Here is an 11,963-nt window from a genome sequence, read left to right as displayed (position 1 = left end):
GTCAGACGCCCTTGCCGCTCAGTACTTTGTCGAGAGAGGTGATCTCGACACCTGCGGCGAGGAGTTGCTCGCGGACACGGCCGGCCAGTGCGATCGCTCCGGGGCTGTCGCCGTGCAGCAGGACGGTGTCGCAGGCTACTTGGACGTCCGTTCCGTCGACGCTGCGGAGAACGCCTTCGGTGACCATCCGCAGGGTGCGCCGGGCCACCTCGTCCGGGTCGTGGATCACCGCTCCGGGCTCGGAGCGGGGGACGAGGGTCCCGTCGGCGCGGTATGCGCGGTCGGCGATGCCGACGATGCCCACGCGCAGTCCGCGGGCGAGGGCCGCGTCGGCGAGCTCGCCGTCCTGCGCGAGGACGATCAGCGACTCGTCCAGGGCGGCGACCGCGTCCACGACGGCACGGGCGTAGTCGGCGCGTACGGCGACCAGGTTGCCCAGGCGTCCGTGCGGGGCGACGTGGTGCACCCGGGTGCCGTGCGCGACGGCGAACGCCTGGAGGGCGCCGATCTGGTACAGCACGTCCGTACGGACCTCCTCAGCAGTGAGGTCCATCGCGCGGCGGCCGAAGCCGACCAGGTCGGGGAAGCTCGGGTGAGCGCCCACGGCCACCTGCTTCTCCACGCACGTCCGAACGGTGGCGTCCATGATGCGCGGATCACCGGCATGGAACCCGCAGGCCACATTGGCGGAGGTGAGCATCTCCAGAAGGGCTTCGTCGTCGCCCATCGTGTAGGCGCCGAATCCCTCGCCGAGATCGGCGACGAGATCAACCATGGGGGTCATGACGTCCTCCGGGAGAGAATGCTGGAAAGGAGATGTCATCACGTCTTCGTGATAGCCGGAAAGGTTCTTCTTTTCTCCGACACAAAATGTGATCGCGAGCAGAAGGAATCCCTGGGTGTCGACTTGCTTCGACCTTGTCGGGCGGTTCCGGCTGGATGTTCGGCTCAACTTAATCCCCTGCTCGCGTGACCGCCAATATGCGTTCGGTCTGGCGTTATTGCGAACGGCTATGACCCGCCTTACACCCGGGGCTCGCCGGGGCTGTGCTTCGGGGTGGCCCCTCCCTACGATGAGGCTCCGCTCCCCGTGGAAGGCCCCCCGCATGGACACCAGGCGTCTGTATTCGTTCATCAAGATCATCGACGCTGGGAGCATCACGCGCGCGGCCGACATCCTGCACATCGCACAGCCCGCGCTCAGCCAGCAACTGTCCGCACTGGAGGCGCAGTTCGGGCAACAGCTGCTGATCCGCAGCAAACGCGGGGTCGCCCCGACCGAGGCGGGCCGGGCACTGTACCGGCACGCCCAGTTGATCCTCCGCCAGGTGGACCTCGCGCACGCCGCCGTCGAGGTCTCCGGCCGGGCTCCCGCCGGCAGCGTGTCGGTGGGCCTCGCGCCGTACAGCCTGGGCGCGGCGCTCGCGTTGCCGCTCCTCAAGAGCGTGCGCGAGCGCTACCCGGACATCCTGCTGCACATCAACGAGAACTTCGGTGGCGTGATCAGCGAAGCGATCATGACGGGCCGGATGGACATGGCGTTCATCTACGGGGCCGGCCCGCTGCGGGGTGTGCAGTTCGAGCCGGTACGTACGGAGGACCTGTTCCTGATCGGCGCACCGGGCGAAGCGGCCCCGCCGGGACAGGGCGAGGTGAACCTGGAGGAACTCACGAGCGTGCCCCTGCTGCTCCCCAGCCGTATCCACACGATCCGGCAGGTCGTGGACGCCGCCTTCCAGCAGGCGTCGCTCCAGCTGAACGTGGTGGGCGAGGTCGAATCCGCGCTGACGCTCGTCAACGCCGTGGACGCGGGTCTCGGCGCCACGGTCCTGCCCTGGTCGGCGGCGCGCGCCATCCTCGACGTCCGCTCGCTGTCGGTGCGCCGCATCGTGGAACCCGTGATCCAGGTCAAGCTGTCCCTGGTGACGTCGGACAATCAGCCTCTCTCGGAGCCGGCATTGGCAGTGCACGATCTGTTCCTCGAACTGATCGAGGATAAGGATCGCCAATAGCGTCAAACAAATCCGCTATTTGTTTCCGGTGACCGCCACGGCTAGCGTTTTTCGAAACGATCCACCTGGTCTGGCAATGCACGGCTCGCCACTGGAGAAACAGATGAAAACGCGTGTCCTCGCCACCCGTGAAAACCTGCCCGGCCGCGGCCTGGCCCGCCTGTCCGAGGCGGCGGACGTGGTGGCCTGGCCCGGGACCGGGAAGCCCGGCCCCCCTGACCTCGCGGCGCTCGCCCCCGGAGTGAGCGGCGTACTGGCACTGGGCAACGACCCGGTGGACGGCGCGCTGATGGACGCGGCGGGCCCCTCGCTGCGCGTCATAGCGCTGGCGAGCATGGGATTCGACAACGTGGACCGGGCGGCCGCCGCCGAGCGCGGCATCGTCGTCACCCACACCCCTGGCGTGCTCGCGGAGACCACCGCCGACCTCACCTTCGCGCTGATCCTCACCGCCCGCCGTCGGCTCGGCGCCGCCGCAGCGAGCCTGGCGGAGGGCTCCTGGGAGCTGTTCCGGATGCATGACTACCTCGGCCTGGACATCCACGGAGCCACCCTCGGTCTGATCGGCTACGGGCAGATCGGGCGCGCGGTGGCCCGCCGGGCCCATGGGTTCGGCATGCGCGTGCTCCACCACGACCCCTACGCCGCCGACGACGACCTGTCGACCTCGGTGGGCATGCCCACACTGCTGGCCGAGTCCGACATCGTGTCGCTGCACGTGCCGCTCACCGAGGAGACGCGGCACCTGATCTCGGCCCGCGAACTGGCCACGATGAAGCCCACGGCCACACTCGTCAGCACCTCCCGCGGCGGTGTCGTCGACGAGGAGGCCCTGCTGCACGCCGTCCGGGAGGGACGGTTGCACTCCGCCGGGCTCGACGTCTTCGAACGCGAGCCGATGGGAACGGAGTTGTCGCCACTGGTGGCGGAGGAGCACGTGGTCACGCTGCCCCACATCGGGTCGGCCACCGAGGCCACTCGGGCCGCCATGGTCGACCTCGCGGTCGACAACATCCTCGACGTCCTCACCGAGCACCCCGCCCGAACCCCCCTCCCCGGCAGTCCGGCCGAGCCGAGCACCCCCGCAGGCATCGCCGCAGCGCCCTCGTGAGTCGCCCCGCTCCCCCGTCCTCGGGTCGGTGGCGGGCTCTCACTCGTCCGGTGCGTAGTGCATGGGGTCGCCACGGCGTTCGACCGGAGGCAGGTTCCGTGGCGGTGTCTCGACCGGCGGTCCTGACAGGCCGCGGGCGCGTCGCCAGGCGGCCCGGGCGCGCGGGTGGTAGCGCCGCTCGAAGGGCACCAGACGCCAGCCGAGCGCGACCGCGCGGCCCAGCAGCCAGAGCCCGAGCGCGCTCCGCCGCGACCAGCGATACCCCAGCCTGGCCCGCACCGCCTGCGGGTACATCCCGACGGTGAGCCATACGAAGGACCGCGTCAGCGGGGCGCGGATCACCCTCCACAGGGCGTCCGGCAACCACCCCATCGCCGGTGGCTTGCCGATGCGTCCGAGGTCCAGAACGGCTCGTGTCGCCCAGTTGTCCTCCAGCACCTCGGCACACATCCGGTCGAAGTAGGCGCAGAAGCCGCGCCAGTCCGTCGGGGCCGGGCGGTCGCTCACCCCGTACAGCCGGTACCACTGCAGGCTCTCGGCGTAGAGCTGCTCCTTCTGTTCCTCCGTCAGCGGACGGCCGAAGTGCCGGCAGACCAGCACCGGAACCATGACGAAGGTCGCGTGGGCCCAGAAGAAGGTGTCCGGGTCGAGCGCGTGGTAGGGGCGGCCGTGGCGGTCCGTACCCTTGATGCCGAGGTGGTAGTCGCGCACCGCGCGTGCCGTACGGGGCGCGTCGGGGCCGTCGTACACCACTCCGGCTATCGGGTAGAGCGAGCGGAACAGCCGCTCCCAGCGCTCGTCGAAGAACTTCGAGTGCTCCTCCACCCCGGCGCCGAGACCGGGGTGCATGTTCTGCATCGACCCGGCCCACAGGCCCACCAGCATGCCCCGCCAGTCGCTGAAGTAGCGCCAGGCCAGTGACGAGGGGCCGAGCGGTTCGGACGCCGACCGGCCTCTGTCCATGGAGCGTCATTCAACCAGCTCGGCCGAACGGATGAAGGGCGACTCCGTCACCGCCGGTTTCGCCGCGCCGAGTCCGGCCAGGAACGTACAGCCTGCACCGCGCACAGGACCGCCATGGGGAGTTCCACGCCGAGGGCCATGGCGGCGGCCGTGGCGAGTTCGGTACCGGGGGCCGCGGTCGTCACGTCGAACCAGGCGTCGGCGACGAGGAGTACTGCGGTCGCGGTGGCCGTGAGGCAGCCCCGCGGGTCCCGGCGGAGCATGAGGAGGCCGGTGGCGGCCAGACCCAGTGCCTCGAGTACGTCGAGTCCTATCCATGTGGCGGACTCGGTGGCGGGCAGGGAGTTCGCCAGCACCAGAAGCCAGGGCAGCATCGCGACACCTGCGCAGAGCAGCACGACGGCGAGCGGGCGCGTGCCGTCGGGCTCCGGCACCTGCCTGTCCTGGGCGGCGTCGCTGTGGGCGGTGGCCATCTTCGCCGGCTCCCTTCGTGACTGGACGGCTCATGGATCCCGCCGCTTCGATCCCCGCGCTTCGATCCCCCGCGCTTCGATCCCCCGCTTCCTCACTCGCCACGGTAGAAGCCCGTGGGCGCGAAGCCGTCGTACCCAGGGAGTCATTCCGGGGAGTCCATGTGCCACCGCGGTACTACAGCGGCCCGCGGAGGTCTGCTCCCGGTGGGAAGTCCAACGGAGGGGCGCGGCGATGTCACACCGGGGTCCTCATGAACCCTCTTGGATTCAGACGCTCGGCAAAGACACGGCAGACGCACATGGGAGGCCCTGATGAAAGACGTGACCGATCCGGTGTCCGGGGAGCGGGAGAAGGTCCGTTTCAGCAGTGGCGGCAGCGAGTGTGCCGCCTGGCACTATCCGGGGACCGACGGCTCCTGTGTGATCATGGCGGGCGGGTTCGCCGTGACGAAGGAACCGGGCACCGACCTGTTCGCGCGACGGTTCCACGACGCCGGGTTCGGCGTGCTGGCCTTCGACTATCGCGGATTCGGCGAGAGCGGTGGCCGGCCGCGCCAAGTCGCCTCGGCCAGCGGGCAGGTGACGGACTGGCGAGCCGCCATCGAGTTCGCCGCGACCCTGCCGGGAGTCGACCGGAGCAGGCTGGCGCTCTGGGGCTTCTCCGCATCCGCCGGTCACCTCCTGCGGGTCGCGGCGCGCACCCCGCACCTCGCCGCGGTGATCGCCCAGACGCCGAACGTCGGGGGGCCGGCCGCCGCACGCCTGGCGGCGCGCCACCAGAAGCCACTCGCCCTGCTGCGCCTGTTCGGCAGGGGCGTCCTCGACGCGGCCGGCGGCCTCCTCGGCCGTCCGCCCCTGCTGGTGCCGCTCGGCGGCGAGCCCGGCACCGTCGCCGTCCTCACCACGCCGGACACGGCCGACGTCCCGCGCGCGCTCAATCCCGGCAACCGGTACCCGGACTGGCGGCAGGAGGTCGCGGCCCGCTCGGCGCTCGGCCTCGGGTTCTACCGTCCCGGCCGTGACGCCCCCCGCGTACGGTGTCCGCTGCTCGTCGTCGTATGCGAGCAGGACCAGTCCGCTTCGCCCACGGCGGCCGTGCACGCGACGCGGCGGGCGCCCCGCGCGGAGCTGGTCCGGCTGCCCGGCGGGCACTACGCACCGTTCCTGGACGCGCACGAACGGGCCGTCGACGTCGAGTTGTCGTTCCTGCGCCGACATGTGCTCGATTCCCCGGTGGCCTCCGTCGCCTCCGCGGAGCGCCGATGACGACGGGAGAGATCGAGCTGTCGGCGGGGACGGTCGCGTACCGCGACACCGGTGGCGACGGTCCGGTGCTGGTGCTGCTGCACGGGCTGATGATGGACGCCTCGCTGTGGGACGAGACGATCACCGAACTCGCCGCCGACCACCGGTGCGTGGCGCCGACCCTGCCGCTCGGGGCGCATCGGCACGGAATGCGGGCCGACGCCGACCTGTCGCTGCCGGGGGTGGCCCGGCTGGTCGCGGAGTTCCTCGACCGCCTCGATCTGCGGGACGTCGTCCTGGTCGGCAATGACACCGGCGGTGCGCTCGTCCAGCTCATGATGGGCGACGGTGCGGCACGGGTGGCGGGGGTGGTGCTCGTGTCGTGCGACGCCTTCGACAACTTCCCGCCCGGGCTGACGGGCCGGACGCTCGTCCTCAGCGGCAGGCTCCCACCTCGGCTGTTCGGGATGTTCATGCAACAGATGCGGCTGCGGCCGCTGCGCCGCATGCCGGTCGCCTTCGGGTGGCTGACCCTCCGGGGAGACGCCGCCACCGCACGGTGGATCAGGCCGGTCCTCGAACGGCCGGAGATCCGCCGCGACGCCGTGCGCACGCTGCGCGCGGCGGCGGCGGACACCGGTCTGCTGCTCGCCGCGGCCGAACGGCTGCCGGGCTTCGACCGCCCCGCCCTCGTCGTCTGGGCGCGCGGCGACCGCGTGATGCCGCCCGAGCACGGCCGGCGCCTCGCCACGCTGCTGCCGCGCGGACGGCTGGTCGAGATCGACGACAGCTACACCCTGGTGCCCCTGGACCGGCCGACGGAACTCGCCCGGGCCATAAGGGAGTTCACCCTGTCGTTCGCGGCCACCTGACGGTCCTTGGGCCTGTCCGACGGATCATGCCGCAGACGCGGCCGTACGGGGTCACAGCGTCGTACGGGATTCGAGGTCGGCGCGGGTGTCGTTGCCGTAGACCCCCGTCTCGTCGCCCCGGATCCCGTACCAGAGCTGGAAGCGCGCGACCGCGGCCGTGAGCGTGGCGTCGTAGGTGCCGTTCGCGGAGCCGTGGTCGTAGACGTTCGGGATCCGGAGCAGCCGTTGCTGCAGGTCCTTTACCGCGGGGCCGCTGTCCCCCTCGCGGAGGGTGCCCGCTCCGTCCGGGTCGCCGCTCGCGGACGGGGCCTGGGCGGCGGCCGTCGTGGGTGCGCCGGTCGGGGCCCGCCCGGCCTGTGCTCCGGCCTCCTGCTCACCGCCGGGCAACAGGAGCGCGAGGGCGAAGCCGACGAGGGCCGCCCCCGTGACCCCGATGACGACCGCCGCGCGGCGCTGCCCGGTGCCCCACCTGGCCGTCCGCTCGCCCGCGGGCCCGAGCCCGTGGCGGACGCCGGGAGTGAAGGAGGGCCCACGCGCCCCCACCGGTCTCGCGCCCCGGGTGTAGTCCTCGCCCACCAGGACGGGTGGCAGTTCCTCGGTCGCGTCCTCGGCCACCGGCGGCATGACAGCGCCCGTCGTGGCCGGTACGGCGATGACCTCGTAGTTCTCGTCCGGGTCGGGCCCGTTCTGCTCCTCGCGCACCTCCTTCAGAAGTTGCGCGAGTGCCTCCGTCCGGCGGCGCCGCTGAACATAGGTGGGTTCGATCGCCCGTCGCCCCCCGGGCTGCCCTGGTTCGGGCGGTGTCGGCACACTGCTCTCCTTCCGCGCGCGCGGTTTCACGCCATCCCCGTGGAGTGATACGCGGCCACCGGCCCCAGGGTTCAACGGCGCCCCAGGCCCCCGGGCCCACGTGGTCGTACAACGTGAAGAATGGGCAAATAGCGGGTAGGACCACCTCGGGGGAGCGGAGAGGGTCGCCGTGGCTGCGAGCGAGGAACGAGACGTGTCGGCCGCCCGCCGGCGCTTCAACATGGCGGACGCCGCGCCGCTGCTGCTCGACGCCCGGATGACGGTGACCAGCTGGACCGCGGACGCCGAGCGGCTGCTGGGGTACGCGCCCTCCGAGGTCCTGGGCCGCCGCGCCGCCGACCTGCTGCTCCCGGAGGACGCGGCGCGGATCCCCGACCTTGCGGCGCGGTGCCGCGACGGCAACGGCTGGGCGGGACTGCTGTCCGCGCTGCACCGGGACGGGCACGCGGTCCGGGTGATGGTCCGGGTCGTCCCGATACGGGAGAGCGGCGGGCCGACGCGCTGGGTGGTGCTGCTCGCCGATCTGGCCGGTGGCCCCGGCTGGGACATGAGCCGGTCGGTGCTGGAGCGGATGAACGCCCGCTCGCCGGTGGGCATCGCCATCGTCGACACGGACCTGCGCTATGTGTGGTCGAACGCCGCGCTGGAGCAGTTCGGCGGGGGCCCGCCGCACCGGCGGCTGGGGCGCAGGCTCGCCGACATCCAGCCGGGCCTGGACGCCGAGGCGCTCGAGGCGCAGATGCGCCAGGTACTTGAGAGCGGTCGGCCGGTCGTCGGGTACGAGCACGTGGGCCGGATACGGTCCGCGCCGCATCGCGAGACCGCGCACTCCTTGTCGTTCATCCGGCTGGAGGACGACCACGACCATCCGATCGGGGTGTACTACACCGTCGTCGACGTCACCGATCACTACCGTGCGCGACGGCGGCTGGCGCTGCTCGACCGGGCCGGGGAGCACATCGGGCGCAGCCTGGACGTCCTGCACACCGCGCAGGAGCTGGCCGATGTCGCCGTACCGGGGCTGGCCGACTTCGTCACCGTGGACCTGCTGGAGTCCGTGCTCAGGGGCGCCGAGCCGGTGTCCGGCCGGCTGAGCGACACGGACGTGGTGTCGCTGCGGCGTGCCGGACAGCAGTCGGTCCGGGCCGGGGTCCCCGAAACCGCCGTCGAGGTGGGTGAGGCCGCGACCTACCGGACGACCTCTCCCCCGGTGCGCGCGCTGGCCGAGGGCCGGTCCTGGTGTGAGGCGCGGCTGGATCCGCTGGCCAGGAAGTGGAGCACGAGCGCCCGCGAGGGTCCGGTCGCCTCCTTCCTCGACCTCGGGCTGCACAGCGCGATGATCGTGCCCGTCCGGGCCCGTGGCGTCACGCTGGGTATCACCACGTTCTTCCGGCGCGAGCGCGAGGACCCCTTCGACGAGGACGATCTGAGCCTGGCGGAGGAGTTCGTCGGCAGGGCGGCCCTGTGCCTCGACAACGCCCGTCGTTACACCCGTGAGCGCGACGCGGCGCTCGTACTCCAGCGCAATCTGCTCCCGCACCGCTTCCCCGAGCAGAACGCGGTGGAGGTCTCGGCCTGCTACCGGCCCGCGGACGAGCTGACGGGCCTCGCCGGGGACTGGTTCGACGTCATTCCGCTGTCCGGGGCCCGGGTGGCGCTGGTCGTGGGCGAGGTGACCGGTCACGGCATCGACGGCGCCGCCGCCATGGGGCGGCTGCGGGCCGCCGTACAGACCCTCGCCGATCTGGACCTGTCGCCCGAGGAGGTGCTCGCGCACCTGGACGACCTGGTCAGCCGGGCCGCCCGGGAGGAGGGCAGCGGCGCGGACACCCTCACCAGCGGGATGCAGGCCGTCGGAGCCAGCTGTCTGTACGTGGTGTACGACCCGGTGAGCGGGCGGTGCGTGATGGCGGGCGCGGGGCATCCCGCACCCGCGGTCATCGCTCCCGACGGCACCGTCACGTTCGCGGACCTTCCCCGTGGTCCCGCGCTGGGTGTCGCCGGACTGCCCTTCGAATCGGTGGAGTTCACCCTGGAGGAAAGCAGTGTGCTCGCCCTGCACACCGACGGGCTGATCGCCACGCCCCGCACGGGGCGGGATCCGGATGCGGGCCGGGAGCGGCTGCGGGGCGCGTTGGCCTCGCACCGTCAGCCGTTGGACGGCGTGTGCCGCACGATCGTGGACGATCTCGTGCCGTCACGGCCGTACGACGACGTGGCGCTGCTGATGGCGCGCACCCGCCGGCTCGGCGCCGACCAGGTCGCGACCTGGGACCTGTCCACGGACCCGGCCATGGTCGCCGAGGCCAGGAAGGTGGCGACACAGCAGCTGAGCGCGTGGGGCCTGGACGAGTTGGCCTTCACCACCGAGTTGGTCGTGAGCGAGCTCGTCACCAACGCGATCCGGTACGCCTCGGGGCCGATTCAGCTGCGTCTGATCACCGAGCGGGCGCTGATCTGCGAGGTTTCCGACGGCGCCGCGACCGCCCCGCATCTGCGCCACCCGAAGACCACCGACGAGGGTGGCCGCGGGCTGTTCCTGATCTCCCAGTTCACCCAGCGCTGGGGAACCCGCTACACCCCCGAGGGGAAAATCATCTGGGCCGAGCAGTCGCTGACCACCCAGCCCGCGATGTGACGGACGGACGCACGGCCGCGCGGCCGCGGGGTTCAGCAGTCGCGGAACTCGGGTGACTGGTTGAGGATCTGCGAACGCTGCGAGGTGAACCGGGCGTGGGTGGCGCCTCCCCTGTCCTCGGGGCGGAAGGCGGCGACGCGATGGCAGTTCATGAAGGCGAGGGTGACGCCGAAGTGCCGTTCCAGGCTGCCGCGGATCGCGTCGCTGGCTAGCGCCCGCAGCAGTTGGCCGCGTTCCTTCTCGGAGGGCGGCGGGGTGTGGTTGTCAGCGAACTCCGCCGTCCCGTCGTGGAGTTGATGAGCCAGGTCGGCGATGAGGCCGTACGCGTACGGCAGGGACGTACGGACGGTGTCCACGAAGTCCGCTTCGCGGACCGGACCGCGTTCGGCTTCGGCGAGCAGCTTCGGGGAGACGTCGAGTGACATGAGAGTGGCAGTCCTGTCGCTAGGTGGTTCGGTGTTTCGGCGTTTCGGTGGTTCGGTGGTTCGGTGTTGTGCCGGTCGCACTCGGGCCGTGCGCGGGGAGGGTCAGTCGGCGGACGGTGCGAGAGCGGTGGGGCCGTGCCGGAAGTCGGGGTCGATCTGTGCGGAGAGGTCGGTGCCGGTGGCCCGGTCGGCCCAGGCCGCGGCGTTGCGGAGGTGGAGGGCGACGGCGTGTTCCTGGAAGGCCGTCCAGTCCTTGGTACGGGCGTCCAGGGCCGTCCGCATGTGACCCAGCGCGTGGATGTTGTGCGGTTCGAGGTCGCCGTGGGGTCGGCCCTGCTCCTGGGCGCGCACCCAGGAGGAGTGCCGGACGTACGTCAGGAGGTCGTCGCCGACGTGTTTCTTGAGGAAGAGCAGGTCGTCCTCGCCGGTGACCTTGTTCCCGATCACCGCGATCGGGATGCCGAACTCCTGGGCGTGGTCGCGGTACTGGCGGTAGACGGAGACGCCCTTGCGGGTGGGCTCGGCGACCAGGAAGGTCATGTCGAAGCGGGTGAACAGTCCGGAGGCGAAGGCGTCGGCGCCGGCGGTCATGTCGACGACGACGTACTCGCCCGGCCCGTCGACGAGATGGTTGAGGTACAGCTCCACCGCTCCGAGTTTGGAGTGGTAGCAGGCCACGCCGAGATCGCTCTCGTCGAACTCGCCGGTGACCATCAGCGGTACGCCGCCGACCCGTTGGAGGTGCGGGGTGTGCACCGGGTCGTCGCCGAGGAGGCGCAGCAGGCGTGAGCCGCGGCCCGGAGGGGTGGTCTTGATCATGGCCTCGGGCGAGGTGATGCGCGGGTTGCTGCCGCGCAGGTGGGCCTTGATCTCACCGAGCCGCGCACTGAGGGGCGGGGCGGCGAAGGTCTCGTCGTCGCTGAGGCCGAGGGCGTGTGCCAGGTGTTGGTTGATGTCGCCGTCGATGGCGACGACGGGCGCGCCGGAGTGCGCCAGCCGGCGGGAGAAGAGGGCCGACAGCGTGGTCTTGCCGCTGCCGCCCTTTCCGACGAAGGCCGCGCGCATGTCAGCCCTCCGGGCGCAGCAGGCCGCGTTCGTACGCCTTGGCCAGACGCTGCGGTACGAGGTGGGAGGCGCCGTCGACGGTGATCGGGGCGAGTTGCGCCGTGGCGGCCTTCCACTGGGCGCGACGGTGGCGGGTGTTGCTGCGGGACATCTTGCGTTTGGGCACGGCCATGTCGGTCTCCAAGGTAGGTGGACACGGCTCACGCTATCTGAAAATGGATCTCATTTCCAAGCTGGCGCGCGGCGCGTGCGTGAGATGCGCACGGAGCATGCGCGGGGCGCGGAAGGCGCGCCGACGGCTTTGCGACCAAGGGGAGTTGACAGATTGTTGACCAATTCCAAGGCGAGT

At 71.3% G+C, this 11,963-nt stretch carries 12 protein-coding genes; 5 read left to right on the top strand and 7 right to left on the bottom strand.

The features are described 5' to 3' along the window. Position 1: 1 nt before the first annotated feature. The gene (locus tag ACFVWD_RS13175) at positions 2-784 is read right to left on the bottom strand and encodes a LamB/YcsF family protein (RefSeq protein WP_389595817.1); all 783 of its coding nucleotides are present in this window, start codon (positions 782-784) and stop codon (positions 2-4) included. A 322-nt stretch (positions 785-1,106) separates the two neighbouring features. Between ACFVWD_RS13175 and nac the strand changes: the two genes are divergently transcribed. Next, positions 1,107-2,012 carry a nitrogen assimilation transcriptional regulator NAC gene (gene nac / locus ACFVWD_RS13170; protein ID WP_389595815.1) on the top strand — a complete coding sequence of 302 codons (906 nt, stop codon included), beginning with the start codon at positions 1,107-1,109 and terminating at the stop codon, positions 2,010-2,012. 103 nt (positions 2,013-2,115) lie between these two features. Further along, on the top strand, positions 2,116-3,123 hold the full coding sequence (locus ACFVWD_RS13165; protein WP_389595813.1) for a 2-hydroxyacid dehydrogenase: 1,008 nt from the start codon (positions 2,116-2,118) through the stop codon (positions 3,121-3,123). Positions 3,124-3,162: 39 nt separating this feature from the next. Here the strand turns inward: ACFVWD_RS13165 and ACFVWD_RS13160 are convergent, their stop codons facing one another. Next, on the bottom strand, positions 3,163-4,086 hold the full coding sequence (locus tag ACFVWD_RS13160; protein WP_389595811.1) for an oxygenase MpaB family protein: 924 nt from the start codon (positions 4,084-4,086) through the stop codon (positions 3,163-3,165). A gap of 47 nt (positions 4,087-4,133) precedes the next feature. Then, positions 4,134-4,559, bottom strand: a complete 426-nt coding sequence (locus tag ACFVWD_RS13155) for a hypothetical protein (protein ID WP_389595809.1) — start codon at positions 4,557-4,559, stop codon at positions 4,134-4,136. A 312-nt stretch (positions 4,560-4,871) separates the two neighbouring features. Here ACFVWD_RS13155 and ACFVWD_RS13150 point away from each other — a divergent pair, with 312 nt between their 5' ends. Both ACFVWD_RS13150 and ACFVWD_RS13145 read left to right on the top strand, forming a co-directional pair. Beyond that, positions 4,872-5,825 carry an alpha/beta hydrolase gene (locus tag ACFVWD_RS13150; protein ID WP_389595807.1) on the top strand — a complete coding sequence of 318 codons (954 nt, stop codon included), beginning with the start codon at positions 4,872-4,874 and terminating at the stop codon, positions 5,823-5,825. Then, positions 5,822-6,676, top strand: coding sequence for an alpha/beta fold hydrolase (locus ACFVWD_RS13145; RefSeq protein WP_389595805.1), 855 nt, complete (start codon positions 5,822-5,824; stop codon positions 6,674-6,676). Before ACFVWD_RS13150 ends, ACFVWD_RS13145 begins: the two co-directional genes overlap by 4 nt. A gap of 51 nt (positions 6,677-6,727) precedes the next feature. Here the strand turns inward: ACFVWD_RS13145 and ACFVWD_RS13140 are convergent, their stop codons facing one another. Beyond that, the gene (locus ACFVWD_RS13140) at positions 6,728-7,486 is read right to left on the bottom strand and encodes a peptidoglycan-binding protein (RefSeq protein ID WP_389595803.1); all 759 of its coding nucleotides are present in this window, start codon (positions 7,484-7,486) and stop codon (positions 6,728-6,730) included. A gap of 220 nt (positions 7,487-7,706) precedes the next feature. On the opposite strand from ACFVWD_RS13140, the gene ACFVWD_RS13135 reads away from it, so the two are divergent. After that, a complete protein-coding gene (locus tag ACFVWD_RS13135) occupies positions 7,707-10,124 on the top strand; it encodes a SpoIIE family protein phosphatase (RefSeq protein ID WP_389595909.1) in 2,418 nt (805 codons plus the stop codon). Positions 10,125-10,156: 32 nt separating this feature from the next. Here ACFVWD_RS13135 and ACFVWD_RS13130 read toward each other — a convergent pair whose 3' ends face one another. From ACFVWD_RS13130 to rpmF, 3 genes are all read right to left on the bottom strand, one after another. After that, on the bottom strand, positions 10,157-10,549 hold the full coding sequence (locus ACFVWD_RS13130; RefSeq protein WP_389595801.1) for an SCO5389 family protein: 393 nt from the start codon (positions 10,547-10,549) through the stop codon (positions 10,157-10,159). 102 nt (positions 10,550-10,651) lie between these two features. Further along, positions 10,652-11,614 carry an ATP-binding protein gene (locus ACFVWD_RS13125; protein WP_389595799.1) on the bottom strand — a complete coding sequence of 321 codons (963 nt, stop codon included), beginning with the start codon at positions 11,612-11,614 and terminating at the stop codon, positions 10,652-10,654. 1 nt (position 11,615) lies between these two features. Next, the gene (gene rpmF, locus ACFVWD_RS13120; protein ID WP_168514536.1) at positions 11,616-11,786 is read right to left on the bottom strand and encodes a 50S ribosomal protein L32; all 171 of its coding nucleotides are present in this window, start codon (positions 11,784-11,786) and stop codon (positions 11,616-11,618) included. Positions 11,787-11,963: the final 177 nt, after the last annotated feature.

Origin of the sequence: Streptomyces sp. NPDC058086 (genome assembly GCF_042885015.1) — a bacterium.
Taxonomy (GTDB): domain Bacteria; phylum Actinomycetota; class Actinomycetes; order Streptomycetales; family Streptomycetaceae; genus Streptomyces.
The sequence above is the reverse complement of the archived record's forward strand: the minus strand, read 5'-3'. Positions and strand labels throughout refer to the sequence as shown.

Bases quoted from the DNA above. Each gene is read 5' to 3' on its own strand.
- ACFVWD_RS13175 (WP_389595817.1), bottom strand. From the start codon at position 784: ATGACCCCCATGGTTGATCTCGTCGCCGATCTCGGCGAGGGATTCGGC.
- nac (WP_389595815.1), top strand. From the start codon at position 1,107: ATGGACACCAGGCGTCTGTATTCGTTCATCAAGATCATCGACGCTGGG.
- ACFVWD_RS13165 (WP_389595813.1), top strand. From the start codon at position 2,116: ATGAAAACGCGTGTCCTCGCCACCCGTGAAAACCTGCCCGGCCGCGGC.
- ACFVWD_RS13160 (WP_389595811.1), bottom strand. From the start codon at position 4,086: ATGGACAGAGGCCGGTCGGCGTCCGAACCGCTCGGCCCCTCGTCACTG.
- ACFVWD_RS13155 (WP_389595809.1), bottom strand. From the start codon at position 4,559: ATGGCCACCGCCCACAGCGACGCCGCCCAGGACAGGCAGGTGCCGGAG.
- ACFVWD_RS13150 (WP_389595807.1), top strand. From the start codon at position 4,872: ATGAAAGACGTGACCGATCCGGTGTCCGGGGAGCGGGAGAAGGTCCGT.
- ACFVWD_RS13145 (WP_389595805.1), top strand. From the start codon at position 5,822: ATGACGACGGGAGAGATCGAGCTGTCGGCGGGGACGGTCGCGTACCGC.
- ACFVWD_RS13135 (WP_389595909.1), top strand. From the start codon at position 7,707: ATGGCGGACGCCGCGCCGCTGCTGCTCGACGCCCGGATGACGGTGACC.
- ACFVWD_RS13130 (WP_389595801.1), bottom strand. From the start codon at position 10,549: ATGTCACTCGACGTCTCCCCGAAGCTGCTCGCCGAAGCCGAACGCGGT.
- ACFVWD_RS13125 (WP_389595799.1), bottom strand. From the start codon at position 11,614: ATGCGCGCGGCCTTCGTCGGAAAGGGCGGCAGCGGCAAGACCACGCTG.
- rpmF (WP_168514536.1), bottom strand. From the start codon at position 11,786: ATGGCCGTGCCCAAACGCAAGATGTCCCGCAGCAACACCCGCCACCGT.